The sequence below is a fragment of the Arsenophonus endosymbiont of Aleurodicus floccissimus genome, from assembly GCF_900343025.1.
In the GTDB taxonomy this organism is placed as follows: domain Bacteria; phylum Pseudomonadota; class Gammaproteobacteria; order Enterobacterales; family Enterobacteriaceae; genus Arsenophonus.
Window position 1 is genome coordinate 1,167,423 of the sequence record NZ_OUND01000001.1, and the last position, 24,378, is coordinate 1,191,800.

Annotated in this window: 24 protein-coding genes, 6 tRNA genes and 7 pseudogenes; 24 read left to right on the top strand and 13 right to left on the bottom strand. The window is 37.2% G+C overall.

Going from position 1 to position 24,378, the window contains the following annotated elements:
- Window positions 1–29: 29 nt before the first annotated feature.
- Window positions 30–176 (bottom strand): hypothetical protein, encoded by a 147-nt coding sequence (locus ARADI_RS21625; protein ID WP_439647080.1) that lies wholly within the window; start codon window positions 174–176, stop codon window positions 30–32.
- Window positions 177–292: 116 nt separating this feature from the next.
- Between ARADI_RS21625 and ARADI_RS06535 the strand changes: the two genes are divergently transcribed.
- Together ARADI_RS06535 and ARADI_RS06540 are read left to right on the top strand one after the other, a co-directional pair.
- On the top strand, window positions 293–700 hold the full coding sequence (locus ARADI_RS06535; protein ID WP_238149185.1) for a helix-turn-helix domain-containing protein: 408 nt from the start codon (window positions 293–295) through the stop codon (window positions 698–700).
- 384 nt (window positions 701–1,084) lie between these two features.
- Window positions 1,085–1,456, top strand: coding sequence for a hypothetical protein (locus tag ARADI_RS06540; protein WP_238149186.1), 372 nt, complete (start codon window positions 1,085–1,087; stop codon window positions 1,454–1,456).
- Between the two features lie 159 nt (window positions 1,457–1,615).
- Here ARADI_RS06540 and ARADI_RS06545 read toward each other — a convergent pair.
- Window positions 1,616–1,842, bottom strand: a pseudogene (locus ARADI_RS06545) (transcriptional regulator).
- A gap of 128 nt (window positions 1,843–1,970) precedes the next feature.
- Between ARADI_RS06545 and ARADI_RS06550 the strand changes: the two are divergent.
- The 15 genes and pseudogenes from ARADI_RS06550 to ARADI_RS06605 all read left to right on the top strand — a co-directional run bounded on the left by ARADI_RS06550 (window position 1,971) and on the right by ARADI_RS06605 (window position 9,721).
- Complete coding sequence (locus ARADI_RS06550; protein ID WP_119711501.1) at window positions 1,971–2,669, top strand: XRE family transcriptional regulator; 699 nt, start codon at window positions 1,971–1,973, stop codon at window positions 2,667–2,669.
- A 488-nt stretch (window positions 2,670–3,157) separates the two neighbouring features.
- On the top strand, window positions 3,158–3,502 hold the full coding sequence (locus ARADI_RS06555; protein ID WP_119711502.1) for a transcriptional antitermination N peptide: 345 nt from the start codon (window positions 3,158–3,160) through the stop codon (window positions 3,500–3,502).
- 91 nt (window positions 3,503–3,593) lie between these two features.
- Window positions 3,594–3,851, top strand: a complete 258-nt coding sequence (locus ARADI_RS06560) for a hypothetical protein (protein WP_119711503.1) — start codon at window positions 3,594–3,596, stop codon at window positions 3,849–3,851.
- Between the two features lie 114 nt (window positions 3,852–3,965).
- Window positions 3,966–4,232: an antA/AntB antirepressor family protein gene (locus ARADI_RS06565; protein WP_119711504.1), complete on the top strand. Its 267-nt coding sequence runs from the start codon at window positions 3,966–3,968 to the stop codon at window positions 4,230–4,232.
- Between the two features lie 215 nt (window positions 4,233–4,447).
- Window positions 4,448–4,639, top strand: a complete 192-nt coding sequence (locus ARADI_RS06570) for a hypothetical protein (RefSeq protein ID WP_182853127.1) — start codon at window positions 4,448–4,450, stop codon at window positions 4,637–4,639.
- 441 nt (window positions 4,640–5,080) lie between these two features.
- Window positions 5,081–5,329, top strand: a complete 249-nt coding sequence (locus ARADI_RS06575) for a hypothetical protein (RefSeq protein ID WP_119711505.1) — start codon at window positions 5,081–5,083, stop codon at window positions 5,327–5,329.
- On the top strand, window positions 5,326–6,081 hold the full coding sequence (locus ARADI_RS17635; RefSeq protein ID WP_238149187.1) for a Sak single strand annealing protein: 756 nt from the start codon (window positions 5,326–5,328) through the stop codon (window positions 6,079–6,081). The genes ARADI_RS06575 and ARADI_RS17635 overlap by 4 nt, the downstream gene beginning before the upstream one ends.
- Window positions 5,990–6,565: a lambda exonuclease family protein gene (locus ARADI_RS06580; protein WP_238149257.1), complete on the top strand. Its 576-nt coding sequence runs from the start codon at window positions 5,990–5,992 to the stop codon at window positions 6,563–6,565. The genes ARADI_RS17635 and ARADI_RS06580 overlap by 92 nt, the downstream gene beginning before the upstream one ends.
- Window positions 6,562–6,864, top strand: a complete 303-nt coding sequence (locus ARADI_RS06585; RefSeq protein ID WP_119711507.1) for a single-stranded DNA-binding protein — start codon at window positions 6,562–6,564, stop codon at window positions 6,862–6,864. Before ARADI_RS06580 ends, ARADI_RS06585 begins: the two co-directional genes overlap by 4 nt.
- 17 nt (window positions 6,865–6,881) lie before the next feature.
- Window positions 6,882–7,007, top strand: coding sequence for a hypothetical protein (locus ARADI_RS19555; protein ID WP_255420622.1), 126 nt, complete (start codon window positions 6,882–6,884; stop codon window positions 7,005–7,007).
- 137 nt (window positions 7,008–7,144) lie between these two features.
- A complete protein-coding gene (locus ARADI_RS06590) occupies window positions 7,145–7,321 on the top strand; it encodes a hypothetical protein (protein WP_238149188.1) in 177 nt (58 codons plus the stop codon).
- Window positions 7,322–7,520: 199 nt separating this feature from the next.
- The gene (locus ARADI_RS06595; RefSeq protein WP_238149189.1) at window positions 7,521–7,829 is read left to right on the top strand and encodes an antA/AntB antirepressor family protein; all 309 of its coding nucleotides are present in this window, start codon (window positions 7,521–7,523) and stop codon (window positions 7,827–7,829) included.
- Window positions 7,826–8,137 (top strand): phage antirepressor KilAC domain-containing protein, encoded by a 312-nt coding sequence (locus tag ARADI_RS06600; RefSeq protein ID WP_119711508.1) that lies wholly within the window; start codon window positions 7,826–7,828, stop codon window positions 8,135–8,137. The genes ARADI_RS06595 and ARADI_RS06600 overlap by 4 nt, the downstream gene beginning before the upstream one ends.
- A 280-nt stretch (window positions 8,138–8,417) precedes the next feature.
- Complete coding sequence (locus ARADI_RS20800) at window positions 8,418–8,564, top strand: helix-turn-helix domain-containing protein (protein ID WP_369406948.1); 147 nt, start codon at window positions 8,418–8,420, stop codon at window positions 8,562–8,564.
- Window positions 8,565–8,655: 91 nt separating this feature from the next.
- A pseudogene (locus ARADI_RS06605) lies at window positions 8,656–9,721 on the top strand (tyrosine-type recombinase/integrase).
- 31 nt (window positions 9,722–9,752) lie between these two features.
- Here ARADI_RS06605 and ARADI_RS06610 read toward each other — a convergent pair.
- The 5 genes from ARADI_RS06610 to ARADI_RS06630 all read right to left on the bottom strand — a co-directional run bounded on the left by ARADI_RS06610 (window position 9,753) and on the right by ARADI_RS06630 (window position 10,287).
- Window positions 9,753–9,828, bottom strand: a tRNA-Lys gene (locus ARADI_RS06610).
- Between the two features lie 62 nt (window positions 9,829–9,890).
- A tRNA-Val gene (locus ARADI_RS06615) sits at window positions 9,891–9,966 on the bottom strand.
- Between the two features lie 41 nt (window positions 9,967–10,007).
- Window positions 10,008–10,083: transfer RNA gene (locus ARADI_RS06620), tRNA-Val, on the bottom strand.
- Window positions 10,084–10,109: 26 nt separating this feature from the next.
- Window positions 10,110–10,185: transfer RNA gene (locus ARADI_RS06625), tRNA-Val, on the bottom strand.
- 26 nt (window positions 10,186–10,211) lie between these two features.
- Window positions 10,212–10,287: transfer RNA gene (locus ARADI_RS06630), tRNA-Val, on the bottom strand.
- Between the two features lie 307 nt (window positions 10,288–10,594).
- Between ARADI_RS06630 and gltX the strand changes: the two genes are divergently transcribed.
- Window positions 10,595–12,019: a glutamate--tRNA ligase gene (gltX, locus tag ARADI_RS06635; protein ID WP_119711511.1), complete on the top strand. Its 1,425-nt coding sequence runs from the start codon at window positions 10,595–10,597 to the stop codon at window positions 12,017–12,019.
- 156 nt (window positions 12,020–12,175) lie between these two features.
- Window positions 12,176–12,251: transfer RNA gene (locus ARADI_RS06640), tRNA-Ala, on the top strand.
- Between the two features lie 93 nt (window positions 12,252–12,344).
- Here the strand turns inward: ARADI_RS06640 and ARADI_RS06645 are convergent.
- The 4 genes and pseudogenes from ARADI_RS06645 to zipA all read right to left on the bottom strand — a co-directional run bounded on the left by ARADI_RS06645 (window position 12,345) and on the right by zipA (window position 17,030).
- The gene (locus ARADI_RS06645; RefSeq protein WP_119711512.1) at window positions 12,345–12,521 is read right to left on the bottom strand and encodes a DUF3820 family protein; all 177 of its coding nucleotides are present in this window, start codon (window positions 12,519–12,521) and stop codon (window positions 12,345–12,347) included.
- Between the two features lie 86 nt (window positions 12,522–12,607).
- Window positions 12,608–13,793, bottom strand: a pseudogene (locus tag ARADI_RS06650) (NupC/NupG family nucleoside CNT transporter).
- Between the two features lie 210 nt (window positions 13,794–14,003).
- On the bottom strand, window positions 14,004–16,016 hold the full coding sequence (ligA, locus tag ARADI_RS06655; protein ID WP_119711513.1) for an NAD-dependent DNA ligase LigA: 2,013 nt from the start codon (window positions 16,014–16,016) through the stop codon (window positions 14,004–14,006).
- A gap of 66 nt (window positions 16,017–16,082) precedes the next feature.
- Window positions 16,083–17,030, bottom strand: coding sequence for a cell division protein ZipA (zipA, locus tag ARADI_RS06660; protein ID WP_119711638.1), 948 nt, complete (start codon window positions 17,028–17,030; stop codon window positions 16,083–16,085).
- A 305-nt stretch (window positions 17,031–17,335) separates the two neighbouring features.
- Between zipA and cysZ the strand changes: the two are divergent.
- The 5 genes and pseudogenes from cysZ to crr all read left to right on the top strand — a co-directional run bounded on the left by cysZ (window position 17,336) and on the right by crr (window position 22,354).
- Window positions 17,336–18,002, top strand: a pseudogene (gene cysZ, locus ARADI_RS06665) (sulfate transporter CysZ).
- A gap of 328 nt (window positions 18,003–18,330) precedes the next feature.
- Window positions 18,331–19,298: pseudogene (cysK, locus tag ARADI_RS06670) on the top strand (cysteine synthase A).
- 367 nt (window positions 19,299–19,665) lie between these two features.
- Entirely contained in the window at window positions 19,666–19,923 is a 258-nt protein-coding gene (gene ptsH / locus ARADI_RS06675) for a phosphocarrier protein Hpr (protein ID WP_119711639.1), read from the top strand.
- A gap of 139 nt (window positions 19,924–20,062) precedes the next feature.
- Window positions 20,063–21,790, top strand: a complete 1,728-nt coding sequence (ptsI, locus tag ARADI_RS06680) for a phosphoenolpyruvate-protein phosphotransferase PtsI (RefSeq protein WP_119711514.1) — start codon at window positions 20,063–20,065, stop codon at window positions 21,788–21,790.
- Between the two features lie 54 nt (window positions 21,791–21,844).
- On the top strand, window positions 21,845–22,354 hold the full coding sequence (crr, locus tag ARADI_RS06685) for a PTS glucose transporter subunit IIA (RefSeq protein ID WP_119711515.1): 510 nt from the start codon (window positions 21,845–21,847) through the stop codon (window positions 22,352–22,354).
- Window positions 22,355–22,472: 118 nt separating this feature from the next.
- Here the strand turns inward: crr and cysM are convergent.
- Both cysM and ARADI_RS17640 read right to left on the bottom strand, forming a co-directional pair.
- Window positions 22,473–23,367 (bottom strand): annotated as a pseudogene (gene cysM, locus ARADI_RS06690) (cysteine synthase CysM).
- Window positions 23,368–23,535: 168 nt separating this feature from the next.
- A pseudogene (locus ARADI_RS17640) lies at window positions 23,536–24,141 on the bottom strand (RpoE-regulated lipoprotein).
- Window positions 24,142–24,378: the final 237 nt, after the last annotated feature.

Consider the following 24,378-nt stretch of genomic DNA (forward strand, 5'->3'; position numbering starts at 1 on the left):
GCGTAACTCGTGGGGTGTGACCTCCCATTCTAGAGCTTTAGCCATAGAAAAACGCATTCAGCTGGGAGACGATTTTTAAACCAAACACTAATTGTTTGTGGACGTTTACCAAATTTACGTCCCAATTCAGACTGTGTTGTAATAGCAAATATTTTATTTTGTAGATCTATGTCCATAAGATCTCCTCCAATTCGAGCTTATAAATATTACATATTTAATTTTAAGTTTCAAATTATATTTGCAATGTTAATAACAAAAAAATTTTGTATGCTTTAACAGTTACAACTATTTAATGGATAAAAGTATGAGTTTTCCTAAAAGACTTCAGCAAGCATTAGATGAACTAGGCTGGAATCAATCAGAATTAGCTCGCAGAATGGGAGTGAAGCCTCAATCAGTTCAAGGGTGGTTAAAAAATGTAATACCTAGAATGGATAAACTTAAGAAATTATCTGAAGTAACCGGGAAACCTTTAGATTGGTTTTTCTCTCATCAATTACAGAATCAAGAAAAAAAAAGTTATGAAACTTTTCATAAAGAGAAGAATACACTTACAGAAAAACAAAAGCTAATACTTGAACTATTTGAAGCTCTTCCTGAAAGTGATGTAAATCTCATTCTAAAAGAGTTGGAAATTAAAAAAACCTTTTATGAAAAGAAAATAGCTGAACTTTTAAATCAAAAGAAAAATATAGTCTAATTTTTCCATTTCTTTCCCCCCCCTATTCTCTGTAAAAATATCAAATTTTACCAACCAAAATTACAAATTAAATTTTAATTATTATTGACAATTTAATTTTAATTTGTAGATTATATCTATCAACTCACTGCAACAGGCAAAACGCCAAGACAAGACTTCGAGTTATCTTAAGCCGAGCCAAACGTTGCTAAGTAGCCAGCTCGAGGCGTATGAACATGAAGGCAAGTGAACAAGTGAAGTGCAGTAACTAAGTCATTTCGCTCTTTAACATATTGGAATCACAGCTCTGAATAAGCTTTAGAGCAACACCACCCAGTGAGTTTTTGGGTGTGTGAATATAGAAAACAGTCAAATCTCGTTTCTACGCCAGGGAATAAACCGACTGTGAGTATAAATCCGAACTATTCGGCACACACCACTAAAACTTATTTCGGAAGTAACAACATGGCAACCATTATTTTTAAACCTAAAAAAGACAATGCTAAATCTCGTCGCCTGGCGAAACAAATGGCATTTTGGGGTAGAAAACGCGCTGAATACGAAGCGAAACCTATACCCCGTTCTACAGAGCAAATCCTTGATTCCATATTCAACAAGCAAGATGACACCGTTAATACTATCACATCAATCATTTTCAATCTAAAAGACAAAAAGCCACAGCTTTCATTTGATAATTGTTGCTTACCGAATACGTATCTCTATTCTGTAAGAAAATGTTCGAAAACATACAAATCAAATAACATAGAAACGAAATGATTTGATAGTGCTTACAACGATCTTACCTACACTTAATTCCATAAGTTATAGATAACAGTTATCCCTCCCGATGGGCAGGGCAGGGCAGGTAATCTCTCCCAATTTCAGGGAGGCCAAAGTTGTTAAAGAGCGATTGTACTAAAAAATAGCAATTATTTTTTATTCACTGTCAAGATGAGGGAATAACCTTGGTAAATCTGGTCTAAAACGATAAGCTGGTACTTTACCTTGAGTCGCTTCAACTAAATCAGGTACGCATTTGGGGGATACTGGTTTTTTACCATTTAACCAATCGGAAATAGTTGATTGCGCTAAGCCACATTTTTTGCTAATGCTTTTTGACTTCCGGTTATTTTTATAGCGTTTTCTATTCCATAATTCTTCATTAATCTCATCTCCTATAAATTAGAGTGATTATAAGAATGAATAAACGAATAGTCAATCGTAATTGCTATTTTGAATATATATCGTTTATACGATATTATTTTAGGAACTATTTAATGAGGTTATTCATGTGAGTTTTTCAAAAAGACTAAAACAAGCAATGCAGGAAAAAGGCTTTACTCAAGGATCTTTAGCTGAAGCGGTAGGAATGGCTCAATCAAGCGTATGGAGACTGACTAGTGGCGGCGCATCAGGAACAAAAAAATTAATAAAAATAGCGAAAGTTTTAGGTGTCAACCCTGAATGGCTTTCAGATGGTACTGGAACAATGAAAGCTCATGAAATAAAACCTAATAATCCATTAATTATTGATTCTATATTGGATTATACGGACAAGACTCAGGAATATGACAAGGATAATATTGTTAAATTAAGATTATATAACCGTATTGAGTGGGTGCTTTCCCCTAGCGTTAAGGGTGAAAAGGACACTTATTCTATGTTTTTAATACCTAAAAATATAATTCAAGAAACCAATAGCTCCATTAAAGATTCAATATCAATAATTGCGCCTGATGACAGCATGTCCCCGATTATTCAGGAAAACTCAACCGTTGCGCTCGATACAAGTATAAAAGATATTAAAAATGGTAAGATTTATTTGGTATTTTATGGCGGGGTGTTTATGATACGCGCACTTTACAGTTTGCCTGAAAATAAAATTAAGTTAAAAAATTATAAATCTGATGATTACCCAGAATTTATCGTTTCTGCCTCAGAGCTACTAATAATAGACAAAGTCTACTATGTAGCAGGTAAAATAGATTAAACATAACCAGTCCACTTGGATAGTGGGCTTCAACTCGCTTTATATTCCAAATCTACTTTGCATTTCAAAATCAATAACAATCATTTTTAAAAAAAAACATATATTATCATTTAACGTCTAAGAATTTATTATCGATTTTAATCGTTCTTACGATTGACAATTGAAATAGAAAAACCTATCATCACTTCATCAACTCACTGCAACAGTAAAAGGCCATACAATACTGCAAGTCATCTGAACCTTTGCCAAACGTTGCTAAGTAGCCAGCCGAAGGCATATGAACATGAAGGCAAGTGACGACAATTAAGCAGTCCCGCTCTTTAAGACTATCTCGCTGAAAAAGCGAACCGCGACAACAGTTGGTTTTGGGGTGTGTGAATACATCAATCAACATTGACTTTCGTTTCTATACCAGGGAAATAGCAACGTTGATACCTCACTGAATACATTCAACACATACCACCAAAACCCATTGTTAGGAGGTAGGTATGTGTAACTTTCACGGTTATAATAATGCGCGCAGTCGAAGAAATGAACGCAGAAGAGCCAAGCAAGAGGCCTATAACAGAAACAAAACCCTTAATATGGCTTTAAAAGTCGCATTAAATCCAACAAAGCAATCGAATCAACAAATAATATCAAAACCTAAGCGCCCCCTAGTTTCACTCAAAAGGAACGTGATGCGCCGCGTAGAGCTAGCGCTATTATTCAGCAGAACTAAAATTTATGACGCCTTTAATAATTATTGTCTTCCAAAGGTGGCTTTGTATTCAGTAAAAAATCAACGTCGTCGTCATCTTTTTGGGTTAAGGGAAATGACCGCAAAAGTGTAATTTATTTTTGTTCTCATAATCTTAGCAGATTTTCAATGCGTCATTGCTCACAGAATAACCCCTAATTTTTTCTAACCAAAGAAATAAAAGGATGAAACTCAACAATCCACAAATTGTAACGGCAAAGCACCCCAATATGGTCAACCTGGTTGGTGTCACTAACGGGAGTCATAAATTTTGTGATTCACACTATCTCAGCAGTATTGATATACGGAATGACGACGACAGGGAAACAAGAACATTTAAAACAATAATTCACTATTTAACAGCAGAAAATACCTACCTCAAAAAAGAAAATCGCAGACTCCTGAAGATAAATCGTGAAATTGGCGGATTGTGCAGGATTTGAACCTACAACCGAAGAAGTAAATCCGATAAGATACGATTAAGCTAACAACTTCTCTTATTTAATACAAGCATAGATCAAAACTTATCATCGTTTTTAGTAGCGAGGAATTCTTACATGAAAGATTTAATTAATATTGAAACAAAAAATATTAACGGCGAATTAATCCAAACGGTTAATGCCCATGATTTACATGCCTTTTTAGAAATTACTACGCGTTTTAATGATTGGATAAATAGGAGCGTAACAGAATATGATTTTGAAGAGAACATTGACTATATTATTGTTGAAAATTTGAGCTACTCAAGTTTGAGTAGTGCAAAATCTCGCCAACGGCCTATGAAAGATTATTGCATCAGCATCAATATGGCCAAAGAGCTATAGCTAAGCGACATTATTTTGATTACAAAAAATATGTTTTTATCCAATATTAATTTACTGATGTAGAGTAATTAATTGTAATCATTTTAAAGTCGCTTAGCTATATCCATGGTTGAGCGTAATGAAAAAGGTAAACACGCCAGACAATACTTTATCGAATGTGAAAAACGGATTTTACAACCTCAAACATTACTACCAACAAAAAAGAACTGGCACTTATGGTCATTCGTGCCGAGGAAGAGAATGAAAAGTTATTACTGGAAAATAAAACCCTATCAACGGAAGTGGATTGTCTTAAAAATCTCTTTAAAGAAGGCATGGGACCACCTACCCAATTTAGCAAAATGCTTAACGGGGTGAGCAGTCAACAAATAAATCATTTTCTAGCTGAGCGGAAGTGGGCTCTATAACGAAAGTAAATCCGGCAATAGTTTACGCGCTGGCGTGTTTCTTCTTGTGCCAGGGATAAATACTTAACCGAAAGACAAAATGAAATAAATCCCCATGGCGTTGACAGATTCATCAGATATCAGCCTGTTCTACTCAAAAAAAGCGTCTAACGTCTTTACGATTTGTATCTGGATTATAAGCTGCCTATGAAGTTAACGTGGAATGGCTTACATAATCATGACAAATCCATTCAGGATATTTATCTGAAACATTAATCGCCTTTCTATGTTCAATCCTCAATTAATCAAGAGCTAAAAACATGAACCAGCTTAAACAGCAGGAGCTTTGCTATCGTTTAAATAGCGACAGTTTCGCTAAAAAAGACGCCATAAAAATTATCCCCACCTTGCTCATCATCGCGTTGGCAAGCCTCGTTTTACTCTTAGCAAGAAGGAGGTCAAATGAACCCTTACGCCATGCAAGATGACTGGTATGAACAACAACAAGACATTGCTTATTGGGAAGACAGGCTGGATGACGAAATCATCGAGCTTGTCCAGCCTATCTATGATTGCCTGCCTTCCCCCGTCATGCGAAAACTCAATCATGAGGATTTTGACGATATCTGGCAGGCACTGTTTAGCCATTTCAAAAATGAGAACATACATCGATACAATGCAATTCGAGTGCTTAAGAGGAAATATCTATGAGCGAAATACAACATACCGAAAAAGAAAAAAGTTTTCAACAGCAAGTTTGGGAAACCCTTTCTACGATTAATGTTAACGAAAAGATAGAAAAGAAAAACGGCCTTTCCTATCTTTCATGGGCTTGGGCGTGGGGTGTATTGATGGCTCAGGCTCACTATCCCGAATCCTATTATACCATTGATACGGTTAGCTATAACAATGATGGCAGTGCTATGGTATCATTAACGCTCACGGTTAAACAAGGCGATAACGAATTTCCCCGCAAAATGTGGCTACCTATGATGGATTACCGGAATCAGGCGATTTCTAACCCGAATGCGGTTGATATCAATAAAATCCTGATGCGCTGCCTGACTAAAGCCATTTCCATGTTTGGATTATGGTTTTATATTTATGCCGGTGAAGACTTACCCGAACAGGAAAAAATAATCATACAGAAAGAAATAGCCCAACAAAAAGAGCGTTACGACCAATTAATTCGTGATTTAAAAACCGCCGCAAAAAGCGGTGTTGAATCGATGAAGATGCATTGGCAACAATTAACACCCGAAGAAACCGATATCATTGGCGAAGAAAATAAAATGGCTATTTATCGCCATATTGCAATGAAAAATGAGGCTCATCATGAAGCAGAAAACGAACGCGTGGTTTCAGGCAAGACTGGGGAAAGTCACCGCCAGCAATTTACACAAGGTCTTATCAAATGGCAAGGGAACAACCCAACGAAACTACCTCATGCAGTTAGTTTGTGAAACCTTGACCGGACAACGAGAAGACATGAAAACCAATCAGGCCATTGAACGAGGTATCGCTCTTGAGCCTCAAGCCAGAGCGCGATATTGCCTCAATGAATCTGATGTTACGGTCACTGAAGTGGGCTTTATTCCCCACCCGACTATTGCGCTATTTGGCGCCAGTCCTGATGGGCTAGTGAATGATAACGGGCTTATCGAAATAAAATGCCCCAACACCACCACTCATCTCGAAACCCTCATCACCAGAAAACCGAAACACGAATACCTGTTACAAATGCAGGGGCAAATGATGTGCACGGGGAGAAACTGGTGCGATTTTGTCAGCTATGATGATAGATTTCCTCCTAACTTTGCCTACTATAAAATCCGAATTATCAAGGATGATAAATTAGTTAACGAGATTGAACAGGCTGTTAAAACCTTTATCGAAAAACTGAAATCAGAAATCAACAACATTCATCACTATATGGAGGCGCCATGACAAACCAGAACCAGTGTCACTTTACCGGACGCATCGGAAACCTAGAAATCCGCTATACCCAAGATAACCTTCCCATCACCGCATTCTCTCTCGCTATTCGTAAATCAAAGAAAGATAACAACGGTCAATGGATTGATGACACAACATGGATTAATTGTAAAGCATTTAAGCAAATAGCGGAATATATCAATAATTATGCACAAAGAGGTACTTTCGTTCGCATTACAGCAACCTATCACATTACGAGAATAAATGGACAGACAAATCCGGTCAGCAAAGGATATCCCCCGAATTTTTAGTCAATGACATTGAAATATTGGGAAACTGGAAAGCAAAAAAACAACAGGAAAGCCAAGGTAAACTGAATATGCCAACAACAGGCCAGCCAAATAGTAACGCTATTCATCAAGCTGATTTTGAAGACCAAGACATCCCCTTTTAAACAGAGGAGCACCGACCATGAGGATATTAATACTGTCCATGTACACTAATTATACCGGAGGTTAAGTTATAAAACTTAATATCATCAAATTATTAATCACGACATTATTGTTTATCAGTGCAGCATTCGCCTTTGAAATGGTAGTGGGACATCTCGCACATGCCGATACTGTCGTAGACCCGCAAATTAGATTTAAGCGTGGCGAATTAGGAAGCATTCATTTAGGCGGTCAAGAGCTACTGGCTATCGCTGTCATGATAGTGCCAGCACTCTTAATTTATATAGGAATATTCATCGATACCCTGAAGAAATAGTTACAAAGCAAGAAATCATTACCCACCTAATCTATTCCACTTAATCAACATCAATACTCATTCATCAATTAACTTTGAGAAATTATTATATGCAAAATTTAATTAACATCGAAACAAAAAATATCAACGGTGAATTAATCCAAACGGCTAATGCTCGTGATTTACATACGTTTTTAGAGATAAAAAACCATTTCAAAGATTGGATAAAGACCGCATTGAAAAGTATGGATTCATTGAAAATGAGGACTTTGCAACTTTTGCGGAAAAAACCGCAAAAGGTAGACCGTCTATAGAATACGCAATCTCCATCAATATGGCCAAAAAGTTATCCATGGTTGAGCGCAATGAAAAAGGTAAACAGGCCAGACAGTATTTTATTGAATGCGAAAGAAAAACATTAGAAGCTGTCAATCCGGTTGAGATACTAAATAATCCATCAGCGATGCGAGGATTGCTACTCAATTACACAGAAAAGTCATTGCACTTGAACATAAAGTCGATGAGATGAAACCGCACAAGTCGAAGCACTTAAACGAATTAGCTACTCAGAAGGCTCTTTGTATTACTGATGCGGCTAAATCACTCCAAATGAAACCGAAAGCCATTTTTTCATGGTTACAAGGACATGACTGGATTTATCGGCGTATTGGCGGAAAAAGCTGGGTAGGCTATCAGGATAAAATTAAGCAGGATTTAATTAAGCATAAAGTGACTGTCGTTGCCAGAAATGATGGTTCAGAAAAACTAACGGAACAAGTAAGAATTACGCCTAAAGGACTCAGCAAATTATCCATTCTTGTTAATGCAACATGCTAAGTAAAAAAGACCAGTGCAAGGCTGGCCAACACCAGGGAAAATTACGTTGTGGTTACCAACACACAATAGCAATAATGCTACCAAAAACAATTAAAAAAGTAATCGCTTTCTGATCAACATTCACATTCAACGAATCTCATACCGCTGACCTAACCAAGAACGAATGCAACCATTCGTGCTTTGTCATTGTTTTATGTGGGGAAACCAAGTACCTGAGAGTGTGTGTTTTTCAAAAAGCTAAAAAATTTATATCTCTATTAAGGTTTAAGGATTTTTTAAAATGAATACGAATGACGAGATTCTTTTAACACATCATGTGGTAGCCCTTTTAAAATGTTCAGTCAGGAAAGTCAGGCGATTCATTAAAGAGGGTGAGTTACCCGCCCGTAGAAGGGGAAAAGAAACGAAGGATCTTATGAAATACTAAAGTCTTCCTGTATTGCATATATGCATCAGTTACATCAGAATGTCAGCGTAAAAGCTTATTGTCGTGATAAATCAAAACAGAGGTTTAAAACATGTCAATCAAATTACGATACAATGTCTGGCACTGTGATTTCGTTTCGCCAAGCGGTAAACGAATTAGACAGAGTCTTGGCACAGCCAATAAAAAATTAGCGCAAGAGCTACACGATAAACTCAAATCGGATATTTGGAAAGTTGAACGTCTCGGTGAAGAGCCAGAGTATCTCTTCGAAGAAGCGTGTTTGCGCTAGCTAAAGGAAAAGCAACACAAGCGAACAATAGATAAAGATAAAGGAAAAATTAAATTTTGGCGGCAGTATTTTTCAGGTCGAAAGATTAGTGAGATCACGAATAATGAATGTCAGGATATTGTTTCAAGGATGAAAAATAGAAGAGGTAAAGTGGGTTTCTCATCGCAATCATCAAGGTATGCTTAATTGGCTTTTATTCGTGCTTTACTAAAAATAGCCTCAAATGAGTGGGGATGGTTAAAAAATGCACCTTATATAAAAGCGCTACCTCCTAGACAATCAAGGATTAATTGGCTCACAAAAGAACAAGTCCATCCCTTAATAATACCGTTGATTATCTCAAGCGAGTAATAACATTTGCTTTGGGCTACGGGTTTACGAAGATCCAACATTCTAGAATTAGAATGGTCACAGGTTGATTTGGTTCATAAAGTTGCTTGGATTAATCCTGACCAGTCAAAAAATTTTAGAACAATTGGCGTTTCGCTCAATGACACAGCCTGTCAGATTATCCATGATCAAATGGGTAGACATAGCCAGTATGTTTTTGTCAGAGAGCAAAAATTAAAAGGGCATTACTGATATGATACCAATGAGAACGGATGCTAACAAGGCATTTAAATCTGCCATGCGTAAAGCCGGAATCGAGGGATTTCGATTCCACGATCTGAGGCATACTTGGGCAAATTGGTTAATTCAGTCGGGTGTGCCTCTATCGGCATTGCAAGAAATGGGGGGATGGGAGAGTATACAAATGGTTAAGCGGTATGCTCATTTATCCCCTTCACACTTGCAAAAGCACGCTAAAAATATCGATAGGATACTCGGGTTTCATGTCACAAATATGGCACGCAAGAAAGTTGTATAAGATGACATTAACTGTAACTTCTTGTTTTAATTGGTGGGTCGTACAGGATTCGAACCTGTGGCCAATTGATTAAAAGTCAACTGCTCTACCGACTGAGCTAACGACCCTATTAATAACAAAACACAGCATAAATAATTTAAACAAATAATGCTTTATTTTTTTGGATGAATGGTGGGCGATACCAGATTCGAACTGATGACCCCCTCTTTGTAAGGGAGATGCTCTACCAACTGAGCTAATCGCCCATTCATAACAAAAATAAATAACATTTTTACTTAATCATGATTGGTGGGCGATACCAGATTCGAACTGATGACCCCCTCCTTGTAAGGGAGATGCTCTACCAACTGAGCTAATCGCCCAATCATAACTAAATCATCACAACAATTGGTGGGCGATACCAGATTCGAACTGATGACCCCCTCCTTGTAAGGGAGATGCTCTACCAACTGAGCTAATCGCCCAATCATAACTAAATCATCACAACAATTGGTGGGCGATACCAGATTCGAACTGATGACCCCGTCCTTGTAAGCGAGATGCTCTACCAACTGAGCTAATCGCCCGGCGTGATGGAGGTGCATTATAGGGATAGTTCTGCATGAGTCAACGGTTTTTCTAAGGAAAATATCCGTTCGTTGCAAAATTAAGCAAGATACACCAAATATTATCGACGCTAAATAATATTTATTTAAACTTATTTAGTCTAGCTCCATCAGCATAAATTAAGCGGTTTTACCATTAAATTAGCAAAATAAAGTATCATTATCGCGCTAACAGTATTGAGGAATTAAGTTGCAGTGATAAAATAACCAACTGTAAATTTATCACTAGATTAGATTCGATATAAAAAAGATCATTAAGGCAATCCTAATGAATAAAATAAAAACCCGTTTTGCACCAAGTCCAACCGGTTATCTTCACGTCGGCGGTGCTCGTACCGCATTCTATTCATGGCTTTATAGTCGACATAATAACGGGGAGTTTGTCTTACGTATTGAAGACACCGATCTTGAACGTTCAACACAAGAAGCCATTGACGCCATAATGGATGGAATGAACTGGTTAAGTTTAAATTGGGATGAAGGTCCTTACTATCAAACTAAACGCTTCGATCGTTATCATGCAATTATCAATCAAATGCTTAGTGCGGGGACAGCTTATCGCTGTTACTGTTCTAAAACACGGTTAGACAATTTACGTGAAGAACAGATGGCTAGAGGCGAAAAACCACGTTACGATGGCTATTGCCGCTCGCATGCTCATAACCATACACCGAATGAACCTCATGTAGTGCGCTTTCGCAACCCCCAGCAAGGCTCTGTTATTTTTAAAGACCAAATCCGTGGCCCAATTGAATTTAGTAATCTTGAGCTAGATGATCTCATTATACGCCGCACCGATGGCTCTTCTACCTATAATTTTTGTGTTGTAATTGATGACTGGGATATGAAAATCACCCATGTGATCCGTGGTGAAGATCATATTAATAATACCCCACGGCAAATTAACATATTAACCGCTCTCGGTGCGCCAATACCTGTATATGCGCATGTTTCAATGATTTTGGGTGATGATGGTAAAAAATTATCTAAGCGTCATGGCGCAGTGAGTGTCATGCAATACCGCGATAACGGTTATCTACCAGAAGCCTTATTAAACTATTTGGTTCGTCTCGGGTGGTCTCATGGTGATCAAGAAATTTTTAACCGTGAGGAAATGATCAGGTATTTTTCCTTAGATGCCATTAATAAATCCGCCAGTGCCTTTAATACTGACAAATTATTATGGCTAAATCATCATTATATTAATTCATTACCGGCAGAATATGTTGCTACTCACTTAGCATGGCACATTGAACAGCAAGGTATTGATACCCAAATTGGGCCAAGCTTAGCAGATTTAGTTAAGCTTCTCGGTGAACGTTGTAAGACCTTAAAAGAAATAGCCGCTTCATGTCGCTATTTCTATCAGGATTTTGTTACATTTGACGGCGACGCCGCTAAAAAACATTTACGCCCGATAGCGCGCTTACCATTAGAAACTGTACGGGAAAAATTGTCGGCTATTAGCAACTGGACAGGTGAAAATGTTCATCATGTAATCGAAGCAACGGCTACAGAACTGGAAATTGGGATGGGTAAAGTGGGTATGCCTCTGCGGGTCGCTGTGACAGGAACAGGCCAATCACCGAGTGTTGATGCCACTGTACATGCTATTGGCCAAAATCGTTCATTAAAACGCATTGATAACGCTTTGGTTTATATTAATGAGCGTGAAAATAGGGTTAGCGAATAAAATTAGCTTAGCATAACGGCACATTTCACTGTGCCTTTTTTCTTCACACTAAGCTGTATGAGCATTTTTTCAACGGTTAAACACTATTTTCCTATTAATCGATTGACAGTCTTATTCAGCTTGCATATTATGCGCCCGTCTTACCGACTTTGTGTAGGGGCTATAGCTCAGCTGGGAGAGCGCTTGCATGGCATGCAAGAGGTCAGCGGTTCGATCCCGCTTAGCTCCACCAAATTTAAATTCAAGCCAATTTAGATTTAATGAAATAATTAAACCCCATTACTTACTATGAATGCCTTAGTGGCTTAACTAAGTTGTCTAGCCCTTACACTTTGACTATTAACGTCATTTCCATTAAATAACCTAGTCTTCCTTGAGGAAATTCACCTTTACGTGCAAACCAAAGTAAATATTCTTCGGGTAAATCAATCAAAACCCGTCCTTTGTATTTACCGAATGGCATAACGGTATTAGCAATATCGATCAAATCCTGTTTCTGCATGCAGAATTCTACTATATTATTGGTTAATAGAACCAAACACGGCATTCGTTAATCAAGAATGCCGCTTTGCAAACATACTCAAATTATCACAAAACTAATCCCGTTATCGCTGCTGATAAGAAACTGACTAGCGTGGAACCATATAATAATTTTAAGACAAAGCTAGAAACAACATTTCCCTGCTTTTCATTGAGCCCTTTTATTGCTCCTGCAACAATGCCTATTGATGAAAAGTTAGCAAAAGAAACTAAAAAGACCGACAAAATACCTACTGAACCGAGGGGATAATTCAGCGGCAACTTGTTTCAAATATCCCATAGCGACAAATTCATTTGACACTAATTTGGTGGCCATAATGCTACCTACTTTAAGTGCATCTTCAGCAGGTATACCCAAGATACATGCTAATCGATAAACACATAGCCTAAACAATCCTGAAAGCTTATTCCTATCACTGCACTGAAAATGGTGTTAATTCCGGCAATAATCGCAATAAATCCTATCAACATTACCGCTACAATCAAAGCAACTTTAAAACCAGCCAGAATATATTCGCCTAACATATCAAAAAAACTTTGTCCATCATAAAGATGACTGACTTGAATGTCTTCTTCTTCGTCAACCGAATAGGGATTAATTAATGATAGAATAATGAATGTACTAAACATATTCAGGATCAGCGCCGCAACGACATACTTAGGATCAAGCATTCCCATATAGGCGCCTACAATCGCCATAGAAACCGTCGACATGGCTGTTTCTGCCATCGTATACATACGACGTGATGACATTCGACTCTCAATATACTTTATATGCAATAAAGTTTTCTGACTGACCAAGGATTAATGAACTAACCGCATTAAAAGATTCCAGTTTTCCCATACCATTAACTTTAGCCAGTAATGTTCCTATTATTTTAATAATAAAAGGTAGCACTTTGATATGTTACAGGATGCCAATTAAAGCTGAAACAAAAATAATTGGACATAATACTCGCAAAAAGAAGGTAGCGAGATTTGCGTCCATCATGCCACCAAATACAAAATCAGTTCCTGCTGCGACATAAACCAATAAATAATCAAAAAATTTAGCAAATCCAGCCACAAATCCCTGACCAATATCTGAATTAAGGAAGAACCAGGCTAATATTAACTCAATAACTAATAGTTGAAAAACATAGCGAATGCGAATACTAGCACGATCGCTACTGGTTAAAATCGATAACCCACCAATAAGAATAATGGATAAAAGAAAGTGAAAAACGGCAGACATACATATTTCCAAGTAGGTTTTTAATTTAACAAATAGTTATATTATTTTATGTAATAGAAAATAATCGGGCGTGATTTTAATCGCTAAAAACCGTATTAAGTGGGTAATTTAGTGATTTAACTTACTGATAGCTAAAATAATGAATAAAACGATTACGAAATCAAGGCAGTCAACAACCTGCGAATTACTACGCAGAAAAGCCATAAAAGATTAATGTTCTTGTAGTAACTCCATTAATTCATCCTGATTAATAATTTTTATTCCTAACTCATTTGCTCTTGCCAATTTAGAACCAGCGGCTTCACCTGCGATCACCAGATCGGTTTTTTTAGAAACACTGGCAGTGACCTTTGCGCCAAGTAATATTAATTTGTCTTTAAGCTCATCACGCGTTAAACGATTTAATTTACCGGTTAAAACTAATGTTTTACCGGCAAATGGACTATTGGTTTTCTTAACTAGTATAGCTGGCCAGCTAATACCAATTTCGTTCACTAATTCATTAACAACATCGCGATTATGTTGTTCGTGAAAAAAATTAATAATACGCTTTGCTACTATCTCGCCAACATCGAGTACCGTTTTTAGCGACTCTATATCTGCTGACATGAGCGAAGTTAACGTCGCATAATGTGTCGCCAAATTGCCTGCCGTTGCTTCGCCAACTTCCCGAATACCCAACGCATAAATAAAGCGGGCTAATGTGGTTTGTTTAGATTTATCAAGCGCATTAATTAGATTTTGTGTGGATTTTGGCCCCATACGCTCCAGTCTGGCTAAAATATCAGAATTTAAACGGTAAAGATCGGCCGCTGTCGTTACATACTCTTTATCAACCAATTGATCAATAATCTTATCACCCATGCCCTCAATATCCATTGCTCGGCGCGAAATAAAATGCTTCAATGCACCCTTACGTTGTGCGGCACAAATTAAACCACCACTACAACGGATCACAGCCTCACCTTCGATACGTTCAATGGCTGAACCACAAACCGGGCAGTGAATAGGAAACAGAATTTCTCTGCTATCAGTAAAACGTCTTTCAGTGAGCACATTAACAATCTGCGGGATCACATCACCCGCTCTACGAATAACGACAGTATCCCCAATGCGTATACCTAAACGTTCTATCTCATCAGTATTGTGCAATGTTGCATTGCTTACCGTGACCCCTGCAACCTGAACAGGCTCTAATCGGGCAACTGGTGTAATAGCTCCGGTACGTCCTACTTGAAATTCAACATCATTCAATAAAGTTATCTGTTCTTGAGCGGGAAATTTAAATGCCGTAGCCCAACGAGGAGCTCGAGCAACAAAACCAAGCTCTTCTTGCAGCGACAACGGATCCACTTTAACAACGACACCATCGATATCAAAACCTAAGCCTAAACGCTCTTGCTCAATTTGATGGTAATAGGCTAAAACTTGTTGGCTATTTTGGCAAAGCGCTACCTTATCACTAACTGGTAAGCCCCATTTTTTAAACTGCATTAGACATTGATATTGGCTAGCAGGCAATTGTCCGCACGCTAACAAGCCGAAACCATAACAAAAAAAGGCTAATGGCCTTTTGGCAGTAATACGAGGATCAAGCTGACGCAATGAACCTGCTGCGGCATTACGTGGATTGGCAAAAATTTTACCATCATTACGCCGAGCTTCTTCATTCAGTTTTTCAAAACCTCGATGAGTCATAAAAACTTCACCACGAATTTCAATACAGGCAGGAATATTATCGCCGGTCAAACGGAGCGGAATTGCTCGAATGGTACGAATATTGGCCGTAATATTTTCGCCTGTTGTACCATCACCACGCGTCGTAGCCTGCACCAGTTCGCCATGTTGATACAACAAGCTAACCGCCAAACCATCTAATTTAAGTTCACAACAAAATGTCAACTGGCTATTATTTTTTAAACGATCATGTACTCGCTTATCAAAGGCTAAATAACTCTCTTCATCAAAAACGTTATCTAATGACAGCATCGGTATTTCATGGCGTACCTGCTCAAAAGCCCTTAATGGCCCAGCACCAACCCGTTGTGTTGGCGAATCAGCAGTGATCCATTCTGGATGCTCAGCCTCCATTTTTTTCAATTCCTGCATCAGCCGATCATATTCTGCATCGGGTATTTCAGGCGTATCTAATACATGATAAAGATATTCATGATGTTGTAATTGCTGTTTAAGCCGAGCAAGATAATTTTGTTGTTCTTTCATTATTCACCATACAACTAAAGACAAAACACCCGCTATCACGGGGATCGATTACTAATCATCTAATATTTAAGTTAATGCTTTTCTAATTCGGCTATGATATTCCGCTATCATTTGAGGTGTCAGCATTTTGCGATCCTCATCAAGCACGACACCACCAACATCAGCCGCAATACGTTGTGCTGCTTGCAACATCAATTTGAAATTTTGTGCTGAGTCACCATATGAAGGTACCATCATAAATATAGATACACCCGGAGTAGTGAAATCAGACATGGCCTCTGGCTCAAAAGAACCAGGTTTCACCATATTGGCTAAGCTAAATAAAATCTGCCCAGAACCAGAAGGATCAACATGACGATGAAAGATCTGCTTTTCACCAAACTGAAAACCCGATTGAAAAATACTTTGTAACAACAGATCACCGCCTAAAACTTGACCTTGCAGTGCCGCAACATGTAAAACAACAATAATATCCTTTTTATCAGCTTCATCAGCTAAGTTACTTTGTTGTTTTTCACCATCAGGATGTTCAACTCCATCAACAGCCTGTTGGCTGCTTTCTGCTGTGTTTGCTACGAAAGCGTCTTCCCTTTCTTCACTATTAATTGAATTTAGCGCAGGCTCAGAAATCTCAAGTTCAAGCTGTTTAGTCTGAACTCTCTTTTGTTGCTTAGCACGAGATCCAGTTTCTACTTCAGTATCAGCTAGATGTGAATCATCGTTAGGTGCTTTCACTACCTTAGATGATTCAGATTTCCGGGAAGCAAATTGTTCATTTGCCTTCTGACTAGTCAATTTAGATGCTGATTGTTGTGCCTCCTCCATCATTTTATCGCCAAGGGATGGATCGCCTGCACTCTCAGGTGTATCCTGATTAGGTTGTTTACGGCGCTTCATAGGGCGATCTTTAAATAGCTTCGAACGCTCTTTACGACTTGTCCAAAAGCCATGTAACAGTAAAGCTATTATAGCTATCGCACCAACGACCACTAATATTAGACGCAAATCCTGCATCGCTCTATCTCTGTTGTTTGAAAAAATAATCGCCACCATAGCGGTATCATTATATTAAGAGTATTTGCCAATAACGTTAAGTGCAACCCTCTACATAATTTTCTTACAAAAAGTTAGATATTTATTCTTTTTTCGCTGTTTTTTTAGCCAACAAAAGACTAGCCAGCTAAAAATCCTACCTATATGATACAAGATCAAACCTAAAGGAGATAATATGAAGTATGATTAATTCAAGAAAATTACTAAAAACTGCGAATGGTTTCTATTATTTTCCTCAGAGATAGCAGCTAGTTACTCGTCCAAGTATAAGACCTTTTGTTATCCTACCCTTATTAGCAAATATTATTTTACTCGGTAGTGGCTTTACAGCAAATTAGGCGATTGGATCCAAACATTACTTTCTTATGTTCCCATTTGGATGCAGTGGTTAAGTTATCTAATATGGCCTATTGCGGTGATCTCTATTTTACTTATATTTGGCTATTTCTTTAGTACCATGGCCAATTTTATTGCTTCTCCTTTTAATTGCTGGTTAGCGGAAAAACTGGAAGCCGAATTAACAGGAACACCAGCGCCCGATACCAGTTTTGCAGTACTTATTGCCGACATACCAATGATCTTAGCGCGGGAAGTAACAAAATTATGCTACCATCTTATTCGTGTTATTCCGTTGCTGATCCTGTTTTTCATTCCCGGTATTGCTCAGACAATCGCACCGATTTTATGGTTTTTATTTGGTGCCTGGATGATGGCAATTCAATATTGTGATTATCCTTTTGATAACCATAAAGTAAAATTTGATCAAATGAAGTTGGCACTAGCCAATAATCGAACAACCAGTATCCAGTTTGACGCAATAGTCAATTTGCTGACGAATGATCCCTATATCAATCTGGTTATCATGCTGTTGCAATATGTAGTGCAACAGCAATGTGGGTTGATCTCTACCGTCTGAAACATAACCGTCATTAACTCAAACGCTGAAGTTAGCTAAAATTTCTTACCCTAACTTCAGCTATTATCAGATAGTAATAATAATCAAAATAAATGATTGTGGCATATTTGATGTTAGTAACCGCAATCAACATAAAAATTAAGCTTAATTTACTAAAAATAGTTATTAGTTACCAGCAAATATCCCGTTATATCAGTTAGTAAAAATTAATCAAAGCGACTATAAACACCCGTGCGATATAACGATAGGATAAATTTTTATTTCCAAAATAATTCGCTTAGTGTATGGTGATTAGTACTATATTTGAGCATGTTTATAGCTTCTGAAAAATAGTAAGGACGATCGATGAGCAACATCTTTGAAGATAACTCGCTAACTATTGGTCATACTCCATTAGTTCGTTTGAAACACTTTGGTAACGGAAATTTGTTAGCAAAAATCGAATCACGTAACCCAAGTTTTAGCGTAAAATGCCGTATTGGTGCGAATATGATTTGGGACGCAGAAAAAAAGGTCTGTTAACCCTTAAACTAGACAAATTGACAACCAATAAAACTTTAATCGATCCGACCAGTGGCAATACCGGAATTGCCCTAGCTTACGTTGCCGCTGCGCGCAGATATAAGCTTACCTTGACCATGCCTGAAACTATGAGCCCTGAGCGGCGTAAATTATTAAAAGCGCTTGGCGCTAATTTAGTCCTAACTGAAGGTGCTAAGGGCTCATGAAGGGCACCATTGAAAAAACCATCGAAATTGTTGCCACTGCTCCCGATCGTTATCTTCTTTTGTAACAGTTTAATAATCCAGCCAATCCTGAAATTCATCAAAAAACAACTGAACCTGAAATTTGGCTAGATACTGATAGTGAGATAGCCGCCATCGTGGCTGGAGTTGGTACCGGTGGCACAATTACTGGCATCGGCCGTTATCTAAAAAAGAAAGCAGGCGGGTGAAGCCATTAAAATGATTGCTGTCGAGCCAGCCGCATCGCCAGTAATAAGCCAGACATTAGCTGGCCTAGAAATAAAACCTGGTCCACATAAAATCCAAGGCATAGGTGCTGGTTTTATCCCTAATACCTGGATCTTACTCTTATTGATGATGTGTTTGCTATTAGTGATGACGAAGCTATACAAACCTCTCATCTAATTATGCAAAAAGAAGGTATTTTAGCCTGTATAATCATCAGGTGCTGCATTTGACGCAGCGGCAAAACCGGCATTTCAAAATAAGAATATTGTGGTTATTTTACCTTCTTCCGGTGAACGTTATTTGAGTACAGATTTATTTTCTGCTGCCAATGCAAGCTAATGACTATTTTTGCGCACAATTAGCTAAAAAAGCACTTTAAAAGTGCTTTTTTTGTGTCGTAGATCAAAGTTTAGTGTGTATTAAGATGATTTCTTGAAACGAGTTTAGTATTTAAGTCATTAATTATTTCGACTATCGAAATTAATCAAAAAATAAGCAGTAAAAATTTACAAATAGGGCATAAACCAGGCAAATTAGCATGTCTGGCTCTATAATGTCGATATACATAAAATTTATGATTGATAAATGGAATAAAAACGTTTTTCTTTTATTATCACTGAAAAGTAATTAAGCAAATTCAGATTATTTCAGCTAAAATATTTTGGATTTACTAATAAAAAATATTAAGTTTGTTGAGGGAAAAAATATGTTCCAACAAGAAGTCACCATCACAGCACCTAATGGTCTTCACACTCGCCCGGCGGCTCAGTTTGTCAAAGAGGCAAAAAGTTTTTCTTCTGAAATTACACTTTCCTATAACGGCAAATCTGCGAGCGCTAAAAGTTTATTTAAACTACAAACACTCGGCCTGACTCAAGGAATGGTTGTCACTATTTCTGCTGAAGGTGAAGATGAGCAGAAAGCAGTAAAACATCTGGTTAAGCTAATGGCTGAATTGGAGTAATGACAACGGGCAATATAATATTTATTTTCTATTTTTTATCCTCGGATACCTTTATCTGGGGTTATCTATTTAACTATTAGTATCAAAACCAGTCCTATGAACTAGCTATTTTTCGCCGATTGGTAGTAAGGTAACATTTATGATTTCAGGTATTTCAGTATCACCAGGTATCGCCTTCGGCAAGGCATTAATTCTTAAAGAAGCACCAATTGTTGTCGATCAAAAGAAAATTTCTGACAACCAAATTGACAGTGAAATTGAACGCGTTAAGCTTGGAATCGATAAAGCAATAGCACAATTAGAAACGATAAAAAAAACCGCAGAAAAAAATCTTGGTGAAGAAAAAGCGGAAATATTTGAAGGCCATATAATGCTGCTTGATGATGAAGAATTTAAGCAGGAAATTTTTTCTTTCATTGAAAAAGAGCACAAAACTGCGGATGCTGCAGCCCAAAAAGTGATTGAAGAACAAGCCACAGCATTAGAAGAATTAAATGATGAATACCTCAAGGAACGTGCCGCTGACATCAGAGATATTGGTAAACGCCTACTAAAAAATATTTTAGAGTTGCCTATTGTTGATCTTGGTTCAATTACAGAAGAAGTCATTTTGGTTGCGGCAGATCTTACCCCCTCTGAAACCGCACAATTAAATTTGAAGAAAGTGCTTGGCTTTATTACTGATATAGGCGGACGCACTTCTCATACTTCAATTATGGCCAGATCACTCGAAATTCCGGCTACTGTTGGCACAAGCAATGCAACCAAGAATATCCAGCCAAACGATTATCTCGTTTTAGATGCTCTCAATAATCATATTTATCAAAATCCATCTGATAGTGAGATTGACGAACTTAAACAAATTAAAGATGAATATTTACGTGAAAAAAGTGAACTAGCAAAATTGAAAGATTTGCCCGCAATAACTTTAGATGGTCATCAAGTTGAAGTTTGCGCCAATATTGGTACTGTACGTGATGTAGAAGGTGCTGAGCGTAATGGTGCTGAAGGTGTGGGTCTGTACCGTACTGAATTTCTGTTTATGGATCGCAATAATTTACCTAGCGAAGAAGAACAATTTCAAGCTTATAAAGCGGTTGCAGAAGCTATGGGGCCACAGGCTATTATTATTCGTACCATAGATATTGGTGGGGATAAAGATCTTCCCTATATGAACCTACCGAAAGAAGAAAATCCTTTTCTTGGTTGGCGAGCAATTCGCATTTCCCTTGATCGTAAAGAAATCCTGCATGCTCAATTACGTGCTATCTTAAGAGCCTCTGCCTTCGGCCATCTACGTATTATGTTTCCCATGGTCATTTCTGTGGAAGAAATTCACACCTTGAAAGAAGAGCTAGAAAGACTTAAACAGCAATTAACCGAGGAAAAGCACTCTTTCGATCAGTCGATTGAAGTTGGAATTATGATTGAAACACCAGCAGCTGCGGTTATTGCGCATCATTTAGCAAAAGAAGTCGATTTTTTTAGTATCGGAACCAATGATCTAACACAGTATACCTTAGCGGTTGATCGCGGAAATGATCTGATTTCTCACCTTTATAATCCAATGTCTCCTTCAGTGTTAAAACTTATTAAACAAGTTATTGATACTTCTCATTCAGAAGGGAAATGGACAGGTATGTGTGGTGAGCTTGCTGGTGATGAACGTGCTACACTATTATTACTTGGTATGGGATTAGATGAATTTAGTATGAGTGCAATCTCAATCCCAACTATTAAAAAAATTATCCGAAACGCAAATTTCAAAGATGCAAAAACATTAGCAGAACAAGCTCTTAATCAACCGACAGCGAAGGAATTGATGGATTTGGTTGAAACATTTATTAAAGAAAAAACACTTTGTTAAAATCATCAACCAACTCTTGACCCCATAAGAAAACAATTAATTAGGAGAAGATCCATGGGTCTGTTTGACAAACTCAAATCACTGGTTTCAGATGATAAAAATAGCGCTGGTACTATTGATATTATTGCGCCAATTTCAGGTGAAGTTGTTAATATAGAAGATGTGCCAGATGTTGTTTTTGCCGAGAAAATTGTTGGTGATGGTATTGCTATCAAGCCTACTGGTAACAAAATTGTTGCTCCAGTTGATGGCACTATTGGTAAAATATTTGAAACGAACCATGCATTTTCTATCGAATCAGATAATGGTATTGAGTTATTTGTCCATTGCGGTCTTGATACAGTTGAATTAAAGGGTGAAGGGTTCACCCGCATAGCAGAGGAAGGACAAAAAGTACAAAAAGGCGATTTAGTGCTTGAACTTGATCTTCCTCTACTAGAAGAAAAAGCAAAATCGACATTAACACCTGTGGTCATTTCTAATATGGATGAAATAAAAGAGCTAACTAAACTTAGTGGTTCTATTGTTGTAGGTGAAACCGTTATTATGCAGATCAAAAAATAAACCACTATTCATCCCTTCATTAATTATTTATGAAGGGAACTTCTTCGCTATTTCGCTATTTAATAACAAGAATTATTTCCTATAAGCAACTATTTATTTTTGATATTATTTAATTCAATTAAATAAACCCGGTGGAAAGATAACGATCCCCCTCTGTCACAAATAATAGTCACAATAACTGCCACAGGGTTCTGTTTAGCAACGCGTAATGCCCCTGCCACGCGCGCGCCCTGAACTATAACACCACAAAGATACCTTCATCTATTGCTAGGTTCTTTATCATTTGTTCTGCTTTTATCTGAGTAATATCCAATATTCTATCAACTTGTGCAGATCTGAGTATACTTGGAATATAATCTTGAGACCAGCGCCGAACTCCTGGAATATAGCTATTTTCTGCTGGTTGCAAACCGATAATTTCTATTCTATTTTATTAGATTCAGATTTTAGATATTGGCTGACACCGGTAATTGTCCCAGTTGTCCCCATACTTGAGACAAAATGCGTAATCCGCCCCCGCAGTCTGACACCAAACTTCAGGGCCTGTCGTCATATAAAATGAGCTAACGGATTATCAAAATTATTAAATTGATCAAGCACTTTACCTTCATTTCGAAATTGCATCTCTAATGCACGATCACGTGCCCCTTACATCCCTTCCGCTTCACTAACCAAAACTATTTCAGCACCATAAGCTCGCATCACTGACTGACGTTCAACACTCATATTTTCTGGCATTAATAATTTTAGTTATATCCCTTTATGGTGACTATCATCATTGCCAATACGGTCCCTATATCACCACTAGTTGCTTAAATTAAGGTGTTACCAGGTGTAATTTGACCTCGTTTTTCTGCTTTCTGGATCATAAAAAGGGCAGCTCTATCTTTGACTGAACCGGCAGGATTATTACTCTCTAGTTTTACCCAAATTTCAGCATCCTTATTTTTAGTCAATCTTTTAAACTTAACTAGTGGCGTTTTATTACCAATAAATTTTTCCAAATAATCCACATTATTTACTTAATTATTTTTATTATAAAGAATAAAACAACGCTAATAGCAACATAACTAGCTGATAATCTTTGCAATAAAGTTATAATACGCAACTTTGATTAAAGGGTTTTAAACAATTCAATTTTTATGTCATGTCTTGATATAATTTATTACTAAATTAAATCATTATTGTGCAGACCAAATAATACCACTTACTTTCCAATTAGCTAAAACATCATTTGATGGCACTAGATTTTTGGGACCACTCCATTTGCCAGTAAAACGATAAGTAACATGGCTAGATTGAGGAGAAATACAATTGATAGTTAACATATTAGTTTGCTTTGAATCAGGGTAACAACTACCTTGCACTGCATTTTGATAGATTTGCGAGAATAGTGTTCCTATTTGTGTATCTCATACTGTTTTAATATCTTCATCCATAATTTCGATTCGCTTAACTTTCCCATTCTCAACACCATAAATAACTATCTTTTCTTGAAAATTATTTATACCTTGGAAAAGAGATATTAATTGCCCCTGCTCAATTTGCATGTCAGAACGAAAATGGTATCGGTTATTTAACGCTGCTGCAATAATCTGTTCTTCCATCGGAGTTATTTTATTAATCTGACCAACTCCGGTAGCGGAAATTTTAACTGAACTGGCAAACCAATTCATTGGATATAAACTTGACCATGAAATACTACTACATCCGGTTAGTGATAATAGACTTGTTACAAATGACACTTTTAACCAAAGTAATCGACTGTTGCCAAAAAGTTGTGGCATAAAAATCCCTTAAAATTAATTTACAATATAATAAAAAAAGTAAAAATATTAATAATTTTATTTAAAATTTGTTTATAATGTGTGAAATTAGCAGCATGATAGAATACAAGTTAATAATCCACAAAAAAGTAAGTAAAACAAGTGATTTTCAAATAAAGATGAAATTAACTTTTATTAATCTGACAGTTTAAAAATAACCCACTAATACCGATAAAAAATTTTTACAAAAAATAAATT